Annotated in this window: 18 protein-coding genes and 2 pseudogenes; 14 read left to right on the forward strand and 6 right to left on the reverse strand. The window is 41.1% G+C overall.

Annotation, left to right across the window (positions count from 1 at the left end; all coding sequences use genetic code 11):
* Nucleotides 1–28 precede the first annotated feature (28 nt).
* Complete coding sequence (locus PSH41_RS11930) at nt 29–1,366, forward strand: ankyrin repeat domain-containing protein (RefSeq protein WP_004589168.1); 1,338 nt, start codon at nt 29–31, stop codon at nt 1,364–1,366.
* A 287-nt stretch (nt 1,367–1,653) separates the two neighbouring features.
* Here the strand turns inward: PSH41_RS11930 and PSH41_RS11935 are convergent, their stop codons facing one another.
* From PSH41_RS11935 to PSH41_RS11955, 5 genes are read right to left on the reverse strand one after another with little or no spacing between them, the layout of a single operon-like run.
* Complete coding sequence (locus PSH41_RS11935) at nt 1,654–2,097, reverse strand: DUF2069 domain-containing protein (protein WP_273589124.1); 444 nt, start codon at nt 2,095–2,097, stop codon at nt 1,654–1,656.
* A complete protein-coding gene (gene wrbA / locus PSH41_RS11940; RefSeq protein ID WP_154945798.1) occupies nt 2,094–2,648 on the reverse strand; it encodes an NAD(P)H:quinone oxidoreductase in 555 nt (184 codons plus the stop codon). The genes PSH41_RS11935 and wrbA overlap by 4 nt, the downstream gene beginning before the upstream one ends.
* Nucleotides 2,648–2,995, reverse strand: a complete 348-nt coding sequence (arsC, locus tag PSH41_RS11945) for an arsenate reductase (glutaredoxin) (protein WP_273589123.1) — start codon at nt 2,993–2,995, stop codon at nt 2,648–2,650. Before arsC ends, wrbA begins: the two co-directional genes overlap by 1 nt.
* A gap of 54 nt (nt 2,996–3,049) precedes the next feature.
* Complete coding sequence (locus PSH41_RS11950) at nt 3,050–4,507, reverse strand: M48 family metalloprotease (protein WP_024034211.1); 1,458 nt, start codon at nt 4,505–4,507, stop codon at nt 3,050–3,052.
* A gap of 1 nt (nt 4,508) precedes the next feature.
* Complete coding sequence (locus tag PSH41_RS11955) at nt 4,509–5,174, reverse strand: hypothetical protein (protein ID WP_273589122.1); 666 nt, start codon at nt 5,172–5,174, stop codon at nt 4,509–4,511.
* A 147-nt stretch (nt 5,175–5,321) separates the two neighbouring features.
* On the opposite strand from PSH41_RS11955, the gene PSH41_RS11960 reads away from it, so the two are divergent.
* The 13 genes and pseudogenes from PSH41_RS11960 to PSH41_RS12020 all read left to right on the forward strand — a co-directional run bounded on the left by PSH41_RS11960 (nt 5,322) and on the right by PSH41_RS12020 (nt 21,271).
* Nucleotides 5,322–5,540, forward strand: coding sequence for a hypothetical protein (locus tag PSH41_RS11960; protein ID WP_004589174.1), 219 nt, complete (start codon nt 5,322–5,324; stop codon nt 5,538–5,540).
* Nucleotides 5,533–6,609, forward strand: a complete 1,077-nt coding sequence (locus PSH41_RS11965; protein ID WP_264390709.1) for an AI-2E family transporter — start codon at nt 5,533–5,535, stop codon at nt 6,607–6,609. Before PSH41_RS11960 ends, PSH41_RS11965 begins: the two co-directional genes overlap by 8 nt.
* Before the next feature lie 126 nt (nt 6,610–6,735).
* The gene (locus PSH41_RS11970; RefSeq protein WP_273589121.1) at nt 6,736–8,961 is read left to right on the forward strand and encodes an aminotransferase class V-fold PLP-dependent enzyme; all 2,226 of its coding nucleotides are present in this window, start codon (nt 6,736–6,738) and stop codon (nt 8,959–8,961) included.
* 516 nt (nt 8,962–9,477) lie between these two features.
* Nucleotides 9,478–11,124 carry a glucose-6-phosphate isomerase gene (gene pgi / locus PSH41_RS11975; protein WP_004589177.1) on the forward strand — a complete coding sequence of 549 codons (1,647 nt, stop codon included), beginning with the start codon at nt 9,478–9,480 and terminating at the stop codon, nt 11,122–11,124.
* 268 nt (nt 11,125–11,392) lie between these two features.
* Nucleotides 11,393–12,865, forward strand: coding sequence for a glucose-6-phosphate dehydrogenase (gene zwf / locus PSH41_RS11980; protein WP_273589120.1), 1,473 nt, complete (start codon nt 11,393–11,395; stop codon nt 12,863–12,865).
* 3 nt (nt 12,866–12,868) lie between these two features.
* Nucleotides 12,869–13,579, forward strand: a complete 711-nt coding sequence (pgl, locus tag PSH41_RS11985; protein WP_273589119.1) for a 6-phosphogluconolactonase — start codon at nt 12,869–12,871, stop codon at nt 13,577–13,579.
* A gap of 338 nt (nt 13,580–13,917) precedes the next feature.
* The gene (locus PSH41_RS11990; RefSeq protein ID WP_004589180.1) at nt 13,918–14,625 is read left to right on the forward strand and encodes a SapC family protein; all 708 of its coding nucleotides are present in this window, start codon (nt 13,918–13,920) and stop codon (nt 14,623–14,625) included.
* Between the two features lie 245 nt (nt 14,626–14,870).
* Nucleotides 14,871–15,551: pseudogene (locus PSH41_RS11995) on the forward strand (isoaspartyl peptidase/L-asparaginase family protein); the annotation flags it as partial.
* Nucleotides 15,552–15,742: 191 nt separating this feature from the next.
* Complete coding sequence (locus PSH41_RS12000) at nt 15,743–16,045, forward strand: hypothetical protein (RefSeq protein WP_206435481.1); 303 nt, start codon at nt 15,743–15,745, stop codon at nt 16,043–16,045.
* A gap of 125 nt (nt 16,046–16,170) precedes the next feature.
* A pseudogene (locus PSH41_RS12005) lies at nt 16,171–16,527 on the forward strand (isoaspartyl peptidase/L-asparaginase); the annotation flags it as partial.
* A 95-nt stretch (nt 16,528–16,622) separates the two neighbouring features.
* Nucleotides 16,623–20,510: an ATP-dependent RNA helicase HrpA gene (hrpA, locus tag PSH41_RS12010; RefSeq protein WP_273589118.1), complete on the forward strand. Its 3,888-nt coding sequence runs from the start codon at nt 16,623–16,625 to the stop codon at nt 20,508–20,510.
* A 74-nt stretch (nt 20,511–20,584) separates the two neighbouring features.
* Nucleotides 20,585–20,965 carry a response regulator gene (locus PSH41_RS12015; protein ID WP_024034218.1) on the forward strand — a complete coding sequence of 127 codons (381 nt, stop codon included), beginning with the start codon at nt 20,585–20,587 and terminating at the stop codon, nt 20,963–20,965.
* 9 nt (nt 20,966–20,974) lie between these two features.
* Nucleotides 20,975–21,271: a PilZ domain-containing protein gene (locus PSH41_RS12020; protein WP_004589184.1), complete on the forward strand. Its 297-nt coding sequence runs from the start codon at nt 20,975–20,977 to the stop codon at nt 21,269–21,271.
* Between the two features lie 95 nt (nt 21,272–21,366).
* Here PSH41_RS12020 and PSH41_RS12025 read toward each other — a convergent pair whose 3' ends face one another.
* Nucleotides 21,367–22,557, reverse strand: a complete 1,191-nt coding sequence (locus PSH41_RS12025) for a class I SAM-dependent methyltransferase (RefSeq protein WP_273589117.1) — start codon at nt 22,555–22,557, stop codon at nt 21,367–21,369.
* Between the last annotated feature and the right edge of the window lie 38 nt (nt 22,558–22,595).

Below are 22,595 nucleotides of genomic sequence, written 5' to 3' on the forward strand. Positions count from 1 at the left end.
CAAGCTACACTGGAGTTGTGCTGTTTTAATGGAAAATGTACTGATTTGGCCAAAGGAATACCCATTACTTATTAAAGGACTTGTAGAACAAAACGGTGCCTTTATTTTAGATGCTTTAGAAGCTTGGCCTGCATGTCGTTCTACTATTGAAGATGACGGTGTATGCACCACTGTGCTACCACCCATTTACTATTTGATATGGTTAACCCCGCTTGAACCCTTTGAAGAGTGTTATTTTCAGCATATTAGTGAATATGACGAAGATGCGCACGCTTACATTGCTGCTGTTAAAAATCATTATTTAGATAACGAATACACCAGCGAATCAATGGCGCTAATGCTGTGCCAGCGCTTAGAAAAATACGCCAGTGTGGCGGCGCAAAACGCACTTGATACGCCGCTTTCGTTGTTTAGCTTATTATTTAGTAAACGCTATTTTTCGTTAATTGAACATGCCTTAAATAGTGGCAGCAAATTAAGTGCACACGATACGCTAGCACTGTGGCAAGAAGTTGATTTTAGAGAGCGTTTAAGTGCTTTTTTACCTGAATCGGTCGCTGATTTAAACGAACTTACAGAGCTTGCCAGTCAAAAAGTAGCAAACGGTAAAGACTATTTTACGCTGTTAACGCAAGTATCGCCTGATGTTGATTCTATTGTATTGCTTGAAAAAGCATTACTTGCTCATTTAAGCCAAAAAAGCGCAAAGCAAACCATGGCGATGCGTTTTATAGAGCAAGGTGCCACTGGTACATTGGCTGATGAAAACAATAAAACAGCGTTTATGTGGGCAGCCGAAAAAGGCTATGTAAATGTGATAGAAACCCTGTTGGCTAAACAGGATCAAAAAGCGCAAGACACCTTAGGCAATACCGCACTGCATTATGCAGTGTTAGCTAAAAACGAAACCCTTATGGTGCTATTACTAAAAGCAGGTTACGACTTTAGAGCACGTAATAACGAGGGCTTAAGCTGTTACCGGTTAGCAGTAAGTATTAAAGCAAGCAATTTAGTTAAATGCCTTGAGCGCGATTTTGGTATAAAAGAGCTTTCGCCAGAAGGGCAGTTTAACCGCATTAAAAAGGTGCACGCCTTACACGCAATTGTCACTATTTTATTGCCATTGCAGCTGTATTTCTTTTTTGATGAAAGCATTGCCATAAAAAGTGAGCTGACTTTAATTTTTACATTGATTGCATCGGTGTGTTTTTTCTTTGCGGCGAGCTTAAAGCGCTGTGCGCTCTATCCACATATAAAGCACCCGTGGGGATTATTTGTGTTGCGTGTTTTTTCGTTGTTAAGCTTAATAGCTCAGCTTGGATTAGCCAGCATAGTTGCACTGGCTGCACTGAGCGAATTAGTGTAGCGGCCGCCATGGCAAACTAAAAGCCTAAAAAAACGCGCTTACATTGTTATGTTAAGCGCGTTTTTTGTATGTATAAGCTATTATACCAATCCGCAATAATATCTAATCATTTTGCGGGGCTAAACGTGTCGCTATCTGCGTTAAAAAACTCTCATTTAGAACAACTAAATAGCGAATTTTTTGCCTTGCTATCGACACGTTTTTCCATCCTCAAAATAGATTACTTACTTATGCGGATTGGTATTATTTCAACTTTCAGCTTAAATAATTTATTTTGCGAATTAGCATTATTTATTGTATTCGTTAGCGGCTTTTTCCTCTGCGAGCTCTTCTTTAAGCTTACGTATTTTTAAGCCTTGCTCTTGCCCACGGTGCCTTGCGTAATATGTGCAGCCAATAAACATGGAAGAGGCAAATACAAGCTCTAATAACACCCATATTAGCTCATCAGGTGCAGCCCATAACATGGTTAAGCCGTGTATAAAGTACAACATAACAACAAAGTTAGCCCAGGCGTAAGTGTAGGTGTTGTCTTTAATAAAGCCTCTTAAGGGCAACAGTAAAGGGATTATAGGCACAAACAAGGATACAAAACTTGTGTTGCCATTTAGCGGAGGTACAAAGTACATCCACAGAGGAAATAAAAGTAATAAACCCACATAGCCAAAAATAGCGGTGCGCTGAAATTTTACAGTAATTGGCTTTTTAGCAGGGGTGTCAGCGGTATTCATTGAAGTCTTCTCGCAATGTGAGTGAGGCGTTTACCAACGCTTTGGCATATTTTAATTTCGTCTTTACTTAAAGTATTCGTATTACTACTGCCGGCTACATGTGTTGCCCCGTAAGGTGTGCCGCCGGTTTGCGTAGCTAGTAACTCTGGTACTTCGTAAGGTACCCCTAATAACATCATGCCGTGGTGTAGTAGCGGTAATGATAAATTAAGTAAGGTGGCTTCATTGCCGCCATGCATACTGCTTGACGATGAAAACACACAGGCTGGTTTATCTATTAACTGGCCTTTTAGCCATAGATCGCTGGTGGTTTCCCAAAACGTTTTTGCTTGCGATGCCATCATGCCAAATCGGGTAGGTGTACCAAACGCAAGGCCGTCGCAATTTATTAAATCATCTTTTGTAATTACTATATCGTGCGGATTTTTAGCAACAAAGGTACGCAATACGGCTGTGGCACCCTGTTGCTCTATAGATTCGGCTATTTCGTGCGCCATAGCCTCAACCGAGCCATGGCTTGAGTGATACAGGACAACAATGCGAGTCGTCATTATAATACGCTTAATACGTTTTCAGGCGGACGGCCAAGGGCTGCTTTACCGTTGTTTTGTACAATAGGGCGTTCAATAAGTTTAGGGTTGTCTACCATGGCGTTTATTAGCGCTGACTCGTTGGTTTCTTCTTTTAGGTTAAACGCTTTGTATGCATCTTCTTTTGTGCGCATTAGCTGGCGAGCTGAGCTAAACCCTAATTGTTCTAAAAGTTGGCTTATTTGCTCATGGTTAAGCGGTGTTTTTAAATACTCTACTACGCTTGGTGTTACGTTGTTTTGTTCTAGTAATGCGAGGGTTTCACGCGATTTAGAACAACGTGGATTATGATAAATAGTAACTGACATACAATTAGTTCCAAAATGTAATTTGCCGCTATTTTAGGGCAAGCGCTGACAGACTTAAAGCCTTGCCAGCTCTTTTTGTAAACGGCGATACTGAGTAAGCAAGGCTTTTAGGCGTTGCTGTTTAACCAGCTCTGTGGGTTCTACGAAGTTAAGCGCTTTTTGGATTTCGTCTGCCGCTTTAATATACGCGCCATATTGCGATAACACATCAGCATTGGCCTCGTGATAAGCGGCAAGCTTGTCTTGCTTTTTATAGGCATCGGCTAATAGTTGTTTACCTAAGTTGTGGTCGGGTTTTTCAAGTAAAAAGCTTTTTAAAATGTTTTCAGCTAATTCAAACTGCTCAGCCTCTAATGCTGCATTTGCATAGTTTAAAGTAATAACTTGGTTGTTAGGGCGATAGTTGTTTAGTTCAGCCAAAAATTTTACCGCTTCGTCGGCTTTTTTTTGCGCTATTAGTAAATCGGTATGGGTATCGATATAAAATAAATTTTTAGGACTTTGCGCTAATAGCGGCTCTAAAATTTCGGCGGCTTCATCTAGCTTATCTTGATCAAGTAAGCTTATGCCCAAGCCGTATTTAAGCGCGGTGTTGTTGTAACTGTTTTCGCGCATTAATTTTTTAAATAACGCTTCGGCATTTTCGGGCTTATTGGCATAACGAGCAAGTACTCGGCTTTTTGCTAAATTAAACTCAAGGCTTGGGTTTAAATGGCGCACAGGGAATTGCTCTGCACGTAGGCGTACGTCAGATACACGGCTCTCTGGCAATGGGTGAGTCAGTAAAAAAGCGGGTGGTTTGTACTTATATCTTATTTGCGCTGAAAGTTTAGTTAAAAATTCACTCGATGCACGGGCGTCAAAACCGGCGTTATTAAGGGTTTGCATACCAATTCTGTCGGCTTCTTGCTCGGCAGCACGGCTGTGAGTTAATTGGCTAAACGCAGCTTGGGTTTGGTTAGCCGAAATAATAGCAATACCTGCATCGGGAGCAACAACGGTGGCTAATATACCGGCTATCATGCCTGCAATAGTCAGTGCGCTGTTGTCTTGTTGTTGCTGAATACGACGAGCTAAATGGCGCTGAGTTACGTGCGCTATTTCGTGCCCAAGTACAGAGGCAAATTGGCTTTCGTTATCTGATTGCGCAATAAGCCCCGTATGCACACCAACATGCCCGCCGTAAAAAGCAAAGGCGTTAATTTCGTTATTATTTACCCAAAAAAACGAAAAAGGAAAACGCACGTCGTTTGCATTAGCCACAAGTTTTCGGCCAAGTGTGGTTAAGTATTCGTCTAAAACGGGGTCGTTTACTACCGGTGATGAGCCTCTTATTTGCATCATCATCACTTCGCCAATGGCTTGTTCTTTTTCAAGTGGCAAAACTTGTAGCGCAGACGTGCCTAAATCGGGTAGCGTAAAGTTTGTTTGTGCCTTTAACGGCTCACTAACCAGTAGGCTAAAGGTAAGCGCGGCACTGCATAAAGTGATAAAGGCTGATTTTAGCTGCATTTTATTCCTTGTTAATTTGTTCACCAATGGCAATTTTTGCTATGTCAATTTCATCGCTGCTTGCACGGCTGTCTTTTTCGCACAATTGGTAGAGTTCTTTTATTGTGACTCCATCAAGCTTTACAACGTTCAATTCCTGCTGCAAAAATTTAATAATTTTATGTACTACCTTATGTGCATGTAAAATAATGGCTTTATCGGCCTTGTCGCCGCGCTCAAAATAAAAGCCAATAAACTTATGGAGCTGATTTATGCGGATCAGGTTTTTCATTGAATGCGGATCCCATACTTTAAACTCCATAAAGCGGTTATCTCTAACGTATTGATCAATAATTATATCTTTAGCATAGGGTTGCGCCCAGAGCTCAAAGCCTCGGTCGGTAAATACTTGGTGTAGCGCTATACGCGGCTTATGCTTGGTGTGTATTTCACCAAAATCATCTTCATAGCCATCAAGTAAGTCTAAGTTCCAATTGCGTTTATTGATCAGGCTTTTTACAGCGTTATCAAATCCGTGCTCCAATATTCCTTCAGATTCGCTGACCGAAGAAGCAACAAGATGATAAAAAGGCGGGAGCTCTCCCCAGTTTATCTGCTTTTTATACCAATTAATCTCTTTGAGAGTTGGATTACTAGGTAGTTGCGCTTTATTATGCGTGCCAGGCATTAACTTATCCTTACTGCTAATTATGTTATAAGGATAAACTATTGCAGGAATGGTTTTAAGAAAAAGTTACTGCTGTTCACATTTTATAAATAGAATGACCGACAATATGCGACTTATTATTCATTTTACTTAGCGAGTAAAGTAGTTATGTTAGAGTGCGATTTAAAAAAATTTAAATGCCCACAACAGTTTGTACAATTTAAATTAGCGCTTCGTAATGCGCAGTCATCTAATAAGGCAATAACGTTTAGTATAAATAACGACGAAAGCGCAGATGATATTACGCGTTTTTTAAGCAAAAATGCATATACATATAAATTTGATCAACACCTAGGACTATTACTAGTGGAGCCATTGCATGTTTGAATACGTTAAAACATGGTACGAAAGAAAGTTCTCAGATCCTCATTCAGTCACCTTACTTTTTTTACTCATTGCCTCTGTGGCATTACTGTACTTTTTTGGCTCGTTAATTGTTCCTGTGTTAGTGGCATTGGTGATTGCTTATTTACTTGATTGGCCGGTCGTGCACTTAGAGCGCTTTGGGTTAAAACGCTTTAGCGCTACAGTCATTGTAATGCTTATTTTTACCGGAGTTATGCTTACCCTTATTTTGGTTATTGGCCCCGTACTTTGGAAGCAAACCAGTAATTTAGTACAAGAAACCCCACACATGGTAGAGCAAGGTAAGTCATTTTTAATGGCCTTACCACAGCAATACCCCAGTTTAATTAATGCCGAGCAGGTCCAAGCTATTGTGGCAAGTGTAGAGGCAAAGGCGCTCGAATTTGGCCAAGTTATTGTCTCGTTTTCACTTACTTCGTTAAAAGATGTTGTGGCATGGCTTATTTATTTGGTGCTTGTACCCTTACTTGTATTTTTTATGCTTAAAGACAAGCTTGAGCTTACAAGCAGTGCCGCTACGCTTATTCCGCAGCAGAGACGGTTAATTTTGCAAGTGTGGCACGAAATGAACCAGCAAATAATGAATTATATTCGAGGCAAAGTATTTGAAATTTTAATTGTGGGTGGCACCTCGTTTATTGCCTTTACTGTACTTGATTTACGTTATGCAGCTTTACTTGGCGTGTTGGTTGGGTTTTCGGTGTTAATTCCATTTGTGGGTGCGGCATTGGTTACCATACCGGTTGCGGCGGTGGCGCTGTTTCAATTTGGTATCGAAACGCAATTTTGGACCGTACTAATAATTTACGGGGTCATTCAGGCGCTAGATGGCAACGTATTAGTGCCCTTGTTGTTTTCTGAGGCCGTTGATTTAAATCCCGTATTTATTATTGTTGCAGTGCTATTTTTTGGTGGCTTATGGGGATTTTGGGGCGTGTTTTTTGCCATTCCGCTCGCATCGCTTGTAAAAGCGCTAATAAATGCCTGGTCATCTACGCATGGAGAAATAACAAAAGAGCGGGCACAGTAACGTACTTTTAGTTTAAAAAAGCATAGTAAACGCACCTAAGTTACTAATTGATTATTACCCAATGAGAACAAACTTATGTACTATTGGGTATAAGATATATTTTTTAGTAATAAAGGTGCGTTTTTAATGTCTGAGTTTTTATTGCACGATGAACAAGCAGCCCAAGTTTATCTTGATGCAAACGCTACAACACCTGTTTTACCCTGTATTGCCGACGTGGTGTCGCACACCATGCAAATTTGTTTTGGTAACCCTTCAAGCCCCCATATTAGCGGTATACAAGCTAAGTATTTATTAGAACAAACAAGGCAAAATGCACGCCATGTTATTGGTGCGCCCGATGGCGATATTCTTTTTACCTCAGGCGCAACAGAGGGCATACAAACAGCCATTGTTTCAACGCTCATTCATGCTAAAAATCATACGATTAAAAACCCTGTATTATTGTACGGGGCAACTGAGCACAAAGCGGTGCCTAACACGTTAAAACATTGGAATAGCGTTTTAGGCATTAACGCCCAATTACTGGCTATTCCTGTTGATAGTAAAGGGATTTTAGATTTAGCGTTTATTAATGAGCACATAAATAACGCGCTAATGATTTGCACCATGGCGGTTAATAACGAAACCGGTGTTTATCAAGACTTAAACGCTATAGAGCATACTATTCGCAGCCGCAATAAATCAGTGTCTTGGATGGTTGATTGTGTACAAGCTCTAGGTAAACAAGCGCTAGCGCTTAGTAGTACCAGCATAGATTATGCCCCGTTTTCGGGCCATAAACTCTATGCACCAAAAGGTATTGGTTTTTTATACATTAAAAATGGCAGTGCCTATACGCCATTTATTGCGGGGGGCGGGCAAGAAAGCGGCATGCGCTCTGGCACCGAAAACCTACCAGGCATAGCAGGGCTTAATAAACTGTTTAACTTGCTGCTAGATAAAAACGACGACACGTTTAAGTCGGTTGAGGTATTAAATAGCTACAGAGCGCAACTGCTTAATGCGCTGCAAAGTACCTTTGGTGATATAACCTTTAATCACGACTTTTCACATTCTGTACCTACCACCCTTAATTTTGCTGTTGATACGCTTACCTCCAAAGAGGTTATTGATTTATTTGACGCAGCAGGCATTAGAGTGAGCGGTGGCTCGGCATGTAGTACAGGGGCAACACGCAGTTTTGTGCTTGATGCAATGGGGGCAACTAATTGGCAAAGTGAAAACGCCATTAGGCTGTCTTTTGGGCCAGCTGCAACCGAGCAGCAAATTAACCAAGCATGCAAGCGAATATGCTCGCTAAAGGCGGTATTAGAGGCCAATTGCTTAATTGTTTCTGACAGTGCCTCGCCAAAGCAAGAAGTATGCGCGCTGGGATTAACACAATTTAGGCATAAAGGGGCGTGTAGCTGGCTGTATGTTAGTGACGATGACAGCGCCGTTATTATTGACCCGGTAATAGAGCTTATTCCACGCTTTGAAAAAATAGTGAGCACACAACAGCTCAGCGTAAAAGCAATTTTAGATACCCACCAGCACCAAGACCGGCCAAGCGCAGTGGCTTTGTTAAATGAAGTACTGGGCACACCGCATGCGATGCAAAATAGCATTGAGCTTGGTACAAAAACGCTAACCATAAAGCCAACCCCAGGGCACAGTAAAGACAGCGTTAGTTATTTATTAAAAGATCGCACCACAGGCCATATTGAGTATTGTTTTTGCGGTGATTTAATTTTACCTGCAGGACTTGGCAATACCTCGATTGAAGGGGGCAGTGCAACGCAAATGGCACACTCACTTATTACCCTTGCTGAGAAAATGAGTGACGATACGGTTATTTGTTCGGGGCATGACTATCAGCAATGCTTTGCCATTAACTGGCGTACTGTACGTGCACAAACGCCTTTGCTTAGCCCGTTATTAAATGGAGAACTAAGTACGGCGCAATTTGCACAGCTAAAAGCACAACACGATCAGCTACATATGCAAACTAGTAACCAATTGTGTGGCTATGTACAGGCGGCGGTGCAAACAGACACTAAGCAGCTAGACTTTGGACAAGCTAAAGCGTTACTAACGCAAAAAAATGTGTATTTAATTGATACCCGTGAGCCGTATGAACATGGCGCAATTAATGTGGCGGAGCTTTTTGCCGCGCCTTTATCTAATACGCTTAATATTTCACTTAGCCGTATGGCTAACGCCATAGTACAAAATCAATTAAACCCGCAGCACACCTATATATTACTGTGTAGAAGCGGCAATCGTTCTAAAATTGCAGCGGCAAATTTACAGCAATTAGGCTTTGCGAATATTTATAACGTAGCGGGTGGCTTGGCGTTGGTGAGCTAATTATGGGCCTAGTTTTGAGGATGTTTTAACCACCTATAAAGCTAGGCGAGTGCATACGATGCATTTTATGCTTTGGGCCTATAATGTTTCGAAGTTTAATTTGCAGCAGTGTTTGGTATTTTTATATGGATGTAAGCCAGTAGCGTAACGCTGGAGCCGTTACTGAGCCCATTAGGGTACAAACCTCGCGGCAGGATTAAATTGTTCCTAGTTTGAACAAATTTTAATCCTAAAAGGTCAACAGGCCCTAATTCATGAATATTTAATAAATGTTGTTTAAACTATTAAATGCTTAAAATTTGTGGGTAATTAATTCATAAAATTTTTATGATACCGGTGTCAAAAGTAAAAAATTGCGTTATTATCTGCATCATAAATTATAAAAACAGCATTTTTATTACTTTTTTCGTTATACTAAGCGCTTGCTTTTTTACTAGCACTACGCGCAATTAGCGAAGTCTTTTTACCTAAAACTGTTTTTAAATCATTAATTTAAATATTTTAGAGGATATTTACATGTCTAATCGTTCGCAATTAGCAAGTTGGCAAGCACTGCAAAATAGTGCCGCGCAGATGAAACAAACCCATCTAAAAACGTTATTTGCACAAGATGATACACGATTTGATGCATTCTCTACTCAAATTCCGGGTGTGTTGTTTGATTATTCAAAGCAGCGTATTGATAAAACTATTTTTGCACAACTCATCGAGCTTGCTAAAGAGTGTGACATTGCCTCTTGGCGCGACAAGATGTTTAGCGGTGAAAAAATCAATATTACAGAAGAGCGTGCTGTTCTTCATACTGCTTTACGTAATCGTGCCCATACACCTTTAGTTGTTGACGGCGAAGACGTAACACAAGCGGTTGATAACGAATTAGCTAAAATTAAAACCTTTGTAGAAAAAGTACGCAGTGGGCAATGGGTAGGCTACACAGGTAAAGCAGTAAAAGATGTGGTAAGCATTGGTGTAGGTGGTTCAAACCTAGGCCCGCAAATGGCAACCGAAGCGCTAAAAGCACTTGCTGATGACACTTTAAATGTTCATTACGTATCTAATGCTGACGGTGTTCAAATTGCCTCTGTGTTAAAAGCAATTGACCCAGAAACAACCTTGTTTGTTATTTCATCGAAAACATTTACCACATCAGAAACCATGACCAACGCCAAAACGGCCGTTGATTGGTTTTTACAAACAGCAAAAGATGACAGCGCCATTGCTAAGCATTTTGTTGCTGTTAGCACAAACTTAGAAAAAACCGCAGCCTTTGGTATTAGCGATGAAAACGTATTCACTATGTGGGATTGGGTAGGGGGTCGCTTTTCACTTTGGAGTGCGATAGGCTTACCTATTGCGTTATACCTAGGTTATGACGCGTTTGAAGCTATTTTAGAAGGCGCATTTGAAGTAGATGAGCACTTTAAAGCAGCCCCATTTGAGCAAAATATTCCGCTTATAATGGCACTACTTAGTGTATGGAATACCAGCTTTTTAGGCTTTACGTCGCAAGCTATTTTACCGTACGACCAAGCGCTTCATATGTTACCTGCGTATTTACAACAAGGTGAGATGGAAAGTAACGGTAAACACGTAAACTTTGCTGGCGAAACCGTACCTTATACAACGGTTCCTATTATTTGGGGTATGACCGGTATTAACGGCCAACATGCGTTTTATCAGTGTTTACACCAAGGTAATGTAATTGTACCTGCTGATTTTATTGCCTCAGTTAAGCCGCAGGTAGCCGTAGATAAGCATCACGATATTTTATTATCTAACTTTTTAGCGCAAACAGAAGCAATGATGAGCGGTGTAGATGCACAGCAAGTCACGGAAGATTTAGCCGCTAAAGGTAAAACACAAGCGCAAATTGATGAGTTACTAAATCATAAAATTCATCAGGGTAATCGCCCTACAACATCTATACTGCTAGATACAGTTGATGCAAAAACAGTAGGACGCTTAATTGCGCTGTACGAACATAAAATTTTCTGCCAAGGCATAATTTTAGAAATTTGCTCATTTGATCAATGGGGTGTTGAGCTTGGTAAAGGCCTTGCCTCTAAAATTGAAAGCGAACTAACCGATGACAGCGTAAAACACGCCCACGATAGTTCAACAAATGGCTTAATTGCGTACTACAAGCAACACCGTACGCAGTAATATATTCGCTTATGTAAATAAGCAAACCGAGTACCTTTGAACGGGTAGCGCTGGAGTTCTTAGGGCCTGTATTTTTGTGAGAGGATTTACAGGACTCCTAAGACTCATTTAATTGTGCGAACAGTCAAATAATAAATAAAACGCCATAGCGTAAAACATTCAATAGGCTTTTATTAACACTAAGAGCCACTGTCATTCAAGCACTAAACCTGCATACCAAGCGGCTTATGGAAGTCGCTTTTAGGTATTACAAACGTAGAGAGTAACTATGCTTAATCCTTTTGATATTATAATTTTTGGGGGCGGTGGTGATCTTGCGTTACGCAAATTGCTACCTGCAATGTACAGAGCATATCAAGAAGGCAACTTACCAGAAGGCTCGCGTATTCTGCCTACAGTGCGTGAAGAAAGTAAGCGTGCTGACTACATAGAAACAGCACACAACGCACTGAAAGAATTTTTAAGTAAAGGCGAATTTAACGCTAAAGATTGGAAAGCATTTTCTACTTACTTAGTGCCTGTAGTAAGCAACGTAACCGAAGCTGACGACAACTGGGATGTACTTAAAGGCATTTTAGATGAGCACGACAGCAATAAATCTCGCGTATTTTATTTATCACTTCCGCCTGCTGTTTACGGCACATGTTGTGAAATTTTATCAACGAAAGGTTTAATCACACCCACTTCACGTGTGGTTGTTGAAAAGCCAATTGGTTACTGCGGCGAATCAGCAGAGGCTATCAATGGTAAAATTGCAGAGTTTTTTGACGAAGAGCAAATTTTCCGTATTGACCACTACTTAGGTAAAGAGACAGTACAAAACCTAATGGCACTGCGTTTTTCAAATTCACTGTTTGAAAACATGTGGGATGCTAAATCTATTGATAATATTCAAATTAGTTTATCTGAAACGGTAGGCCTTGAAAGCCGTGCTGGTTTTTACGATAAAGCAGGTGCACTGCGCGACATGGTGCAAAACCACCTATTACAGTTATTGTGCTTAGTGGCAATGGAATCACCAAATAAACTAAACGCAAATAGCATCCGTACTGAAAAACTTAAAGTATTAGAAGCACTTCGTCCGTTACTAGAAGGTGACGTAGATGAAAATATCGTTCGCGGTCAATACGTACCAGGGGATTTAAACGGTAAAATTGTACCTGGTTACTTAGAAGAGCTTAACGAAGGTTCAAGTAAAACAGAAACTTTTGTTGCTATTCGTGCACACATTGATAACTGGCGCTGGGCGGGGGTACCTTTTTACCTTCGTACTGGTAAGCGTATGGCTAAACGTTGTGCAGAAATTGTGGTTGAGTACAAAAAAGTATCGCACAATATTTATGAAGAAAACGTGGGTAATATTGAGCCAAACCGCCTTGTTATTCGTTTGCAGCCGGAAGAGACGATTCAATTAACGCTTATGTCTAAGCGCCTTGATAATCTTGAAATGCAATTAGAGCCGGTAACGATGAATATTGAGCTTTCTCAAGCATACAGCAACGGTTTCCATTCTGATGCGTACAAACGCTTAATGCTTGATGCTGCAGCTAATAACCCATCGTTATTTATACACCGTGACGAAGTTCGTCAAGCGTGGAAATGGATAGATCCAATTATTGAGCGCTGGCATACTAAAGGCAAACCTGCACTTTATCGTGCTGGTAGCTGGGGACCGGATGATGCTGATGAATTATTAGCTGAAAACAACCACGTGTGGTTTAACACAGGCGATAAGGCGTAAGGTATGGCAACACTTGTTGAAAAATTTTTTGACTCAAAAGATGAGTTAACCGCTGAGCTATCACACACGCTTGAGCAATCTTTACGTGATGGCATAAAAAGTGATGGCCGTGCTGTGCTAATGGTATCGGGCGGTTCGTCTCCGGCGCCAGCGTACAAGCACTTATCAACGCTTGATTTAGATTGGCAAAATGTAGATGTTGCCATGGTTGATGAGCGCTGGGTTGAGCCAAGCCACGAAAAAAGTAACGAAGCGTTTATAAAAAGCACCTTGTTACAAAATTACGGCAGTGCCGCTAATTTTATTACCATGAAAAACGATGCAGCAACGGCCGAGCAGGGCGCACAAGTATGTGAAGCCGCTTATAGCGCTTTAAAAGCACCGTATGATGTAACAATTTTAGGGATGGGTCCAGATGGCCATACAGCGTCTTTGTTCCCACATGCAGAGGGTCTTGAGCATGGTTTAACAACACAGCAAACTGTGTGCGCTATTAATGCAATAGAAAGTGACGTGACAGGCAGCATTACAGAGCGCATGACACTGACTTTAAATGCAATAGCAAACTCTAAAGTGGTTAAACTCCTGATCAGTGGTGAAGAAAAGCTAGCGGTATACAAGCAAGCTAAAGCGGGTGGCGATGTAAACGATATGCCACTTCGCGCTGTGCTAAACCACCCAAGCATAAATATTGAAGTGTATTGGGCGCCTTAATTTAGCCGCTCATTTACAGTTTAAAAAGGCAGCTTAATTAAGCTGCCTTTTTATTTGGCTAAATAACGTGCTAAAGCTATTCAAAAAATACCGTCAAACTGTTAACCAATGTTAATGGTTTTTATGGCGCTGTATTAAAATCACCCGTTATTTGTACTGTTTTTGAGCGTATTAGTTGCGTTTTTATTGTCTGTTTTTTAGCAACGCCCAGATTTAGTTAAACTTTATTTTTTCATGACGGTTGTCATAAAACTTTCCCTTCCTTTTTTCGTTCAAAAGCATTAGCCTAAAGGCATTAACAATGAAACATATATATTAAAAATAAACGGAGCAGTAACATGGCGGAGCAACAAGTACAGCCTTTACACAACGAAAAGCATGCCAACACTAAAATTCAAAACGGCATCAACGTTGAATTTATGAAAACTCAACATTTAGTGCCAGTAGTTGCACATGAGTTTGCACGCGTAGCAAATGAATTCCCAATGTCTTTTGTTAAAAACAACGAAAGCGGTACTTTCCAAGCAGTTGCAATGTTTGGCCTAGAGCCAGGCGAAAACCTGTTTGTAGAAGATGGTAAATGGACAGCAGCTTTTGCTCCTATGGCATCAACGCGTTACCCATTGGGTCTAGTAAAGCACCCTGAGCAAGATCAGTACGGTATTGTGATTGACGAAGCAAGCTCGCTTGTAGGTGAAGAAGAAGGCAACGCATTATTTGAAAACGGTGAAGAAACAGACTACTTAAAACGTCGTAAAGAGTCCTTAGTGTCTTTCATTGAGTTTTCTCAAGTAACAGAAGCATTCACTAAATACTTAGCTGATAAAGAGCTACTAGTAGCGCAAACGCTAACAGTAGACATTAAAGGCGAGAAAAAAGACATCAACGGTATTTACCTTATCGATGAGAAAAAACTTAACTCGCTTAGCGATGAAGAATTTTTAGAGCTTCGTAAGCGCGGTTACTTAGCACCTATTTATTCGTTCTTAACATCTACTCACCAAGTAGCACGTTTAGCACGTTTAAAAGCTAAGCAAGACGCTTAATTACATACACGTTTAGTAAAAAGCGCCTGATGGCGCTTTTTTTGTGCCATTAAACTTACTCTATGCCAATTGGGTTAAAAAGTAGGGGTGATGAAGGGAAATAACGCCCTCGTATTTCGCTTTGTTATTAGGCTGTTTATTAGCTGCTTAAATAAAGCGCTAACTTAATGCCGTTGATATTAGTTGAAAAAATACGTGTAACCATTCAAAGTAAATTCAATACTAAATTTAAAAAAGAGCGCACTATGAAAAAAACATTCTTATTGTCAGTTTTAGCCAGCGGCTGCTTAACACTAAGCACGCAAGCATTAAGTGAACAAGCCCCGTTTGCTATAGCGATTCATGGTGGAGCAGGCACAATTGAAAAAGCAAAATTTACCCCAGAGCAAGAAAAAGCCTACCGAGCAAAACTAGCCGAAGCTGTTGAAGCGGGTTACACCGTACTTGAAAAGGGCGGCGAAAGTTTAGATGCAATCACCACTGCTATTGAAGTATTAGAGCAGTCGCCTTACTTTAATGCTGGGCGTGGTGCAGTGTACACCTATGATGGCAGCCATGAGCTTGATGCCTCAATAATGGATGGGCGAAACCGTCAAGCGGGTGCGGTCGCTGGCGTAAAGCACATAGAAAGCCCAATTCAATTAGCCCGCTTAGTAATGGATAACTCAGTACACGTAATGCTTAGTGGTCAAGGCGCTGAAGAATTTGCCAAAGAGCAGGGCGTTGCGCTGATAGAAAATAATATATTTGATACTAAGCACCGTTATGAAGCACTTTTAAAAGCAAAGCAAAAATTAGAAAAAGAAAAAGCAACCAGCAAAAACTACCAAGCTGCGCATAAAGCCCTGCCAACAAATTATAAAATGGGCACCGTAGGCGCAGTGGCACTTGATAAAAACGGCAATTTAGCCGCAGGTACATCTACTGATGTCAGATTTAGCTAAACATAGCCATCAGGTTTATTAAAATAAATTGTTTTAAGTTCAATCTTCAGCTACAAAAGTAAATTTTTTGATTGTAGAATCCTTCCCCCCTAAGAAATTTCATTCGAAATAACTCAATCACATTTAATTAAGATCTATACGGGTTAAATATGCGGAAAGAACTTAAGAGAGGTATGAACCTCGCAAAATTGTTACGTAAATACCATGCTGACTTCCCTCCCAATGGGTTGGCTATTTTTATCGAGGTAAGTAGTTCAGAGGGTATTAGCTCTTCAGAGTTAGTAGAAAAGCTTTGTATGCCTAAGGCTACAGTTAGCCGTAATTTACGTATGTTAAGTGACAGGGCCTCCCCTACCAAAGAGGGTATGTATCTGGTTACTTTAAGGCATGATCCTAATGATTATAGAGTAAGACGAGCTTACTTGACCGACAAAGGAAGGGGCTTTTTATTAGAGCTCCTTAAAGCTTTGGATTAAGTGACACTGTGGGATTTTGAAACTCGTAAGGGTTTTCTTTGGCATACATTGGAGCTTCAGGTTCCCATACTCAGTAGATATTTTAATTTAGCAAGCTTTAGTTTAGCTGTATGTACACAGCACCTACAGGTGGCATGACCGCAAAACGCTTTGGCCGCATTGGCGATTCCCCTGTTATTGGCGCGGGTACATTTGCTGAAAACGATTCGTGTGCGGTATCGGCCACCGGTCACGGCGAGTATTTTATTCGCTACAGTGTTGCCAGTGATATTTGTGCACGCGTTAAATATCAAAATAAAACCATTGAACAAGCTGGGGATGAGGTTATTAACCAGGTGCTTGCGCCTATAGGTGGTACAGGTGGGGTTATTATTGTAGATGCTAAAGGTCATATTAGTATGCCATTTAATACCTCGGGCATGTACCGAGCGAGCAAATCGAACACGCAAGCAACCTTTGTAGGAATTTTTAAAAACCAATAGCGTGATATATAAGCCTTATAGGGATTGTAGGATTAACGCTGCGCGTTTATTTTGATACTATTAGCCCTCATTTATTAAATTTATAAGGTGTGCGGGTGGTAAACCTAGGTCAGTTGTTTGGCGAGCTTAAAACGTGCTTAAAAAAAGATCAGTTTATATTTAAAAAACGCTTACATGGCGTAAAAAAAATACAAGACGAGACTAAGCAGGCCAATGCCCTTGAAAAAATAGCGGCTGATATTACCCGCAGCCAGCAGCTACGTGAAAAACGTTTAGCTGAGCTGCCCGCTGTAACGTACCCTGAGCAATTACCGGTAAGTCAAAAAAAGGATGTCATTAAAGACGCCATTGCGAATAATCAAGTGGTGATTATTGCCGGTGAAACAGGCTCAGGTAAAACCACACAAATACCAAAAATGTGTTTAGAGCTTGGCCGTGGGGTTGATGGCTTTATTGGCCATACTCAGCCAAGACGTTTAGCCGCGCGCAGTGTAGCTAACCGCATTGCTGAGGAAATGAAATGTGAACTTGGCCAACAAATCGGTTTTAAAATACGTTTTAGCGATCAGGTTTCTAATAATACGTATGTAAAACTGATGACCGACGGTATTTTGCTCGCCGAAATACAACAAGACCGCTTTTTAAATCAGTACGACACCATCATTATTGATGAAGCCCATGAGCGCAGCTTAAATATCGATTTTATTTTAGGGTATTTAAAAAACTTACTGCCAAAGCGCCCCGACTTAAAAGTTATTATTACCTCGGCGACCATTGATCCTGGACGTTTTTCAAAGCACTTTGATGATGCGCCAATTATTGAAGTGTCGGGACGTACATTCCCCGTTGAGGTGCGCTATAACCCTATAAGCGATATAAATAAAGACGCTATGGAAGCCGAAGGCGACCAACTGCAAGGTATTTTTGATGCGGTAGATGAGCTGTGCGCTGAAGGGCCCGGGGACATTCTCATATTTTTAAATGGCGAGCGCGAAATACGCGATACTGCAGAGGCGCTCTCTAAACGTAATTTAAAACACACCGACGTATTACCACTTTACTCGCGCTTATCTAACGCAGAGCAAAACCGTATATTTGCCCCGCATTCGCGCCGCCATATTATTTTATCAACCAACGTAGCCGAAACTTCATTAACGGTGCCGGGTATTCGTTATGTAATAGACCCAGGTACAGCGCGTATTAGCCGTTACAGCTATCGTACTAAAGTACAGCGTTTACCTATTGAGCCAATTTCTCAGGCAAGTGCGAACCAGCGTATGGGACGCTGTGGCCGTGTTGAAGCGGGTATTTGTATACGTTTATACTCGCAAGATGACTTTATATCTCGCCCTGAATTTACAGACCCAGAAATACTGCGCACTAATTTAGCCTCTGTTATTTTGCAAATGTTGGCATCAGGGCTTGGCGATATGAGCGAGTTTCCGTTTGTACAAGCGCCAGATAGTCGCAATATTAACGATGGTTTAACCCTACTTGAAGAACTTCAGGCGATTAAGCCGAGTAAAAAGCGCCATCAAACAAGTTTAACGCAATCAGGGCGTGAGCTTAGCCGCTTACCGGTCGACCCGCGTTTAGCTAAAATGGTGTTGACGGCTAATAAGCTCGGTGCACTGCGAGAAGTAATTATTATTGTGGCAGCGCTATCGATTCAAGACCCCCGAGAGCGCCCGCAAGAAAAACGCGCAGCAGCGAACGAAAAACACAGTCGCTTTGATGACCCTGACTCAGATTTTATTGCTTTTTTAAATCTTTGGAATTACCTAGAAGAGCAGCAAAGTGAGCTGACAAATAGCCAGTTTAGAAAGTTGTGCCAAAAAGACTTTTTAGCTTATATGCGTATTCGTGAGTGGCAAGACATTGTTTATCAAATAAGCACTGTGTGCAACGAAATGAAAATTAAAGCCACCACGCAAGTGGCTGACTCTGAGCTAATACACAAAGCGCTACTGAGCGGCATGTTAAGTCACATAGGCTTTAAAGACGAAAAGCAAATATATAAAGGCGCTCGTAATAGCCAGTTTCATATTTTTCCGGGTTCTGGATTATTTAAAAAGAGCCCCAAATGGATTATGTCGGCAGAGCTGGTAGAGACCAGTAAACTATACGCACGTATTAATGCCAAAATAGATATTAATTGGGTAGAGCCCCTTGCACAGCATTTAGTAAAACGAAGCTATTCTGAGCCGCATTGGGAGAAAAAACCAGGCGCTGTTATCGCGTTCGAGCAACAAACCTTGTACGGCTTATTGGTGGTTAATAAACGCCGCTGTGTGTATAGCAATATAGACCCTAAAGTTAGCCGTGAGCTGTTTGTACGCACCGCCCTTGTAGAGCAAGAGCTTGGCTTAAATGAACAATTTTTGGCGTACAACCGCGAGCTAATAGAGGATATTCAGGTACTTGAGCATAAATCGCGACGTCGCGATATTTTGGTTGATGAGCAAACGTTATTTGAATTTTACGATAAAAAAATACCTAAAGAAATCAACAACCGTGCAGCCTTTATTAAGTGGTATAAAGCCCAAAAGCAAAAAGATAAACGCTACCTATACATGACCCGTGAAGAGCTTATGCAACACGGTGCAAGTAATATTACTGAGTTTGATTACCCTGACACATGGCAGCAAGATAATATTATTTTGCCGCTGAGCTATCATTTTGATCCAGGACAAGCTGTTGATGGGGTGGCTGTACAAATACCGGTAGCACTTTTAAACCAAGTGCAAGAAACCGGGTTTGATTGGAACATACCTGCCTTTAGGCATGAGTTAATAAGTGGTTTAATTAAATCGTTACCTAAGTCGTTACGTCGTAACTTTGTACCTGCTCCCAATTACGCTGATGCTGTACTGGCAGCCATTGAGCCTATGCAAGGCAGCTTACTTGATGCACTTACTACACGCTTACTAAGAATGACAGGCGTAAAAGTAGATATAGAAGCGTGGGATTTAAACGCACTGGCGCCTCATTTAAGGTTGCAGTTTGAGGTGCGTGATGAGCACGATAAATTGCTTGCACGCGGGCTAGATTTAGCAAAACTAAAAGCACAGCTGCAAGGCAAAGTAACCGATACGCTATCAAAGGTAGCCGATAAAGGCATTGAAAAAGCTGATTTAACACAATGGGACTTTGGCGCTTTGCCTGCCTCGTACGTTAAAAAGCAAGGCCAATACGAAATAAAAGCTTACCCAGCGCTGGTAGATAAAAAATCCACAGCGGCAATTGAGCTCTTTGATAGCGAAGAAAAAGCCCAGCAAGCGCATCAGCAAGGTTTACGGCGTTTAGTTTTATTAAATGTGCCGTCGCCAATAAAGTACCTTCAGCAAAACTTGCCTAATAAAGCCAAACTGGGCTTGTACTTTAATCCGTTTGGGAAAATTGCGGATTTAATTGACGATTGTATTGCCGCCGGCGTAGACAGCTTATTAATAAAGCATGGCGATATACGCGATGAAAACGCTTTTGATAAAGTTAAAGAGCAAATTAGGGGCGAACTAGGCGATGCTGTAGTAGAAATTGCCACCCAGGTTGAACAAGTTTTAAGCATTGCTCATGCGTTACATAAAAAAATGAAAGGGCGTGTCGATTTAACTATGATAACTGCCCATGGCGATATAAAATCGCAGCTTGAGTCACTTATCTTTAAAGGGTTTGTGAGCGCTCACGGTGCGAATAAAATGCCCGACCTAATTCGTTATTTAAAAGCGATTCAAAAACGTTTAGAAAAACTACCTGTTGATCCTAACCGCGATAGACTGTGTGTTTTAGAACTTGAAAAAGTAGCGCAAGAGTACAAAAAGCTCGTAAATAAAATTCCAAAAGGCTTACCTATTCCGCAACAGGTAAACGCTATTTTTTGGATGCAGCAGGAGCTTAGGGTGTCACTGTTTGCGCAAACCTTAGGTACCCCATATCCTATTTCTGCAAAACGCGTTATGAATGCGATAAAAGAGATAGAATAAAACTTGCATTTTCTATTAAGCTTAGTACCTTAATAGAAGGATTTATTTTTGGTTGAGAAGGAAGCGACATACCTATGTCCTCATCGGTTGAACATAAGATTAAGCGATTGTTAGTTGTAGATGACGAGTATTTTAATTATGAAATGCTTAAATCTGCCCTGACTTCAAAATTTGATGTTAGTTATGCTGACTCGGGGAAAAGCTGTTTGGCGTCTGCCATTGCTAACCCGCCGGATATTATTTTGCTTGATGTATGTATGCCTGGCCTCGATGGGTATGATACATGTCGGATGCTTAAGCACACACCTGAGACTAAAAATATACCTGTTGTTATGGTTTCGGGCTTAGAGTCGCCCTCGGAAAAGCAAGCTGGCTTTGATGCAGGGTGTGATGCCTATGTAGTAAAACCGTTTTCGATGGGTACTTTATTTGAGCAAATAAACACGGTTGTTTAAAGGTGATGCATGTTTACTGAAGATAAGCGCAATTTTAGACGTATGCAGGTTAATACTCCTGCGCAATTAACAACAATAGAGCCAGTTGCTGGGCTAAATTATACCGCAGAATGTGTTGATTTAAGTGCCACTGGGCTATCACTTCATTTAGATGACTTGCTTGAGCTCGATACTTTGTTACAGGTTAATATAGAATCGACTCACCCAAGTATTGCCTCTTTAAATGCAACGGCTAAAGTTATACGTGCTAGCAAAGAAGACGATGGCACCATTACCGCAGGATTAGAAATAGTTCAGTTTAACTAAATTGAATAAACACCAAGCGGCTGGCTTTTGCTATTTCGGGTATTAAACAACGTTCGATTTATTACCTACGTCCTTGTAGGTAATAACAATAATTTTTAGTAAACCTTACAAATCAAGCCTTTTAAGTAAAAGCCTTCAGGGTAACTGCCAGCAATAGGGTGATCGGCCGCTTGATTTAAACGCTCCATAATCAATAGCTCTTTACCTGCATCTAGCGCAGCGTCTGCTACCACTTTTTGAAACAAGTTTTGCTCCATTAATCCAGAGCACGAGAAGGTAAGTAATGTACCGCCTGGTTTTAATATTTGCATAGCAATCATGTTTATATCTTTATAACCACGACACGCACCGGTTAGCTGCGCTTTGTTGTCTGCAAATTTTGGTGGGTCCATCACAATAGTGTCAAACTGTTTGCCTTCCTCACGGTATTGGCGTAATAGCTTAAACACATCTTGTTTTACAAAATCGACTTTATTTAAATCTAAGTTATTGTGCTCTACGTTACGCTTAGCGGTATCCAGTGCTGGTTGTGATACATCAACATTAGTGACGTGTTTACAGCCACCACGTAGTGCGTAAAGTGAGAAAGTACCTGTGTAGCTAAAGCAATTTAATACGGTTTTATCTTTTGAAAAGCGCTCAAGTGCTGCGCGGCTATCACGTTGATCCAGGTAAAAGCCTGTTTTATGACCTTCTAAAATGTCTACTTCAAGCTTTAAGCCATTTTCTTCAATAACCACAGGTTCTGAAGGTTCGTTGCCCCACAGTACACCTTTAATAGGTTCTAAGCCTTCTTTGGTGCGCACGTCTACATCTGAGCGCTCATAAATATTCGCGCCAGGAAAAATAGCCATTAACGCGCCTACAATTTCACCTTTATGGCGCTCAGCGCCGGCACTTAGTAATTGGCAAACTAAGGTGTTATCAAACTTATCAATGGTTACACCTGGCAAGTAGTCAGACTCAGCAGCACACAACCTAAAGCCAGTTAAACCGCCTTCGGCTATTGCATGCTCGCGAGCATCTAAAGCACGGCGTAAGCGACGCTCAAAAAAGTGTTGGTCTATTACTTCTTTTTCATCAAAGCTCCACACTCGCGCTCTTATTTGTGAGTGAGGGCTATAAGCAGCGGTGGCTAAAAATTTACCTTCGCTGTCGTGAATGGTGACCGTATCACCTAAGCCTGGTTTACCTTTAATTTTTTTGATGGCTTTTGAAAATAACCAAGGGTGTTTTCTTTTTAATGATTTTTCGCGACCAGCTTGTAGGTAAACGGTAGATGACATAAGGCTTCTCAGTTGTAATAAATAAGCGCTGTATTTTA

Origin of the sequence: Pseudoalteromonas sp. CST2 (assembly GCF_028599385.1) — a bacterium.
Lineage (GTDB): Bacteria > Pseudomonadota > Gammaproteobacteria > Enterobacterales > Alteromonadaceae > Pseudoalteromonas > Pseudoalteromonas atlantica.

Excerpts from the sequence above, each read along its gene's own strand:
- PSH41_RS11930 (WP_004589168.1), top strand. The coding sequence starts at position 29 with ATGGAAAATGTACTGATTTGGCCAAAGGAATACCCATTACTTATTAAA.
- PSH41_RS11935 (WP_273589124.1), bottom strand. The coding sequence starts at position 2,097 with ATGAATACCGCTGACACCCCTGCTAAAAAGCCAATTACTGTAAAATTT.
- wrbA (WP_154945798.1), bottom strand. The coding sequence starts at position 2,648 with ATGACGACTCGCATTGTTGTCCTGTATCACTCAAGCCATGGCTCGGTT.
- arsC (WP_273589123.1), bottom strand. The coding sequence starts at position 2,995 with ATGTCAGTTACTATTTATCATAATCCACGTTGTTCTAAATCGCGTGAA.
- PSH41_RS11950 (WP_024034211.1), bottom strand. The coding sequence starts at position 4,507 with ATGCAGCTAAAATCAGCCTTTATCACTTTATGCAGTGCCGCGCTTACC.
- PSH41_RS11955 (WP_273589122.1), bottom strand. The coding sequence starts at position 5,174 with ATGCCTGGCACGCATAATAAAGCGCAACTACCTAGTAATCCAACTCTC.
- PSH41_RS11960 (WP_004589174.1), top strand. The coding sequence starts at position 5,322 with ATGTTAGAGTGCGATTTAAAAAAATTTAAATGCCCACAACAGTTTGTA.
- PSH41_RS11965 (WP_264390709.1), top strand. The coding sequence starts at position 5,533 with ATGTTTGAATACGTTAAAACATGGTACGAAAGAAAGTTCTCAGATCCT.
- PSH41_RS11970 (WP_273589121.1), top strand. The coding sequence starts at position 6,736 with ATGTCTGAGTTTTTATTGCACGATGAACAAGCAGCCCAAGTTTATCTT.
- pgi (WP_004589177.1), top strand. The coding sequence starts at position 9,478 with ATGTCTAATCGTTCGCAATTAGCAAGTTGGCAAGCACTGCAAAATAGT.
- zwf (WP_273589120.1), top strand. The coding sequence starts at position 11,393 with ATGCTTAATCCTTTTGATATTATAATTTTTGGGGGCGGTGGTGATCTT.
- pgl (WP_273589119.1), top strand. The coding sequence starts at position 12,869 with ATGGCAACACTTGTTGAAAAATTTTTTGACTCAAAAGATGAGTTAACC.
- PSH41_RS11990 (WP_004589180.1), top strand. The coding sequence starts at position 13,918 with ATGGCGGAGCAACAAGTACAGCCTTTACACAACGAAAAGCATGCCAAC.
- PSH41_RS12000 (WP_206435481.1), top strand. The coding sequence starts at position 15,743 with ATGAACCTCGCAAAATTGTTACGTAAATACCATGCTGACTTCCCTCCC.
- PSH41_RS12015 (WP_024034218.1), top strand. The coding sequence starts at position 20,585 with ATGTCCTCATCGGTTGAACATAAGATTAAGCGATTGTTAGTTGTAGAT.
- PSH41_RS12020 (WP_004589184.1), top strand. The coding sequence starts at position 20,975 with ATGTTTACTGAAGATAAGCGCAATTTTAGACGTATGCAGGTTAATACT.
- PSH41_RS12025 (WP_273589117.1), bottom strand. The coding sequence starts at position 22,557 with ATGTCATCTACCGTTTACCTACAAGCTGGTCGCGAAAAATCATTAAAA.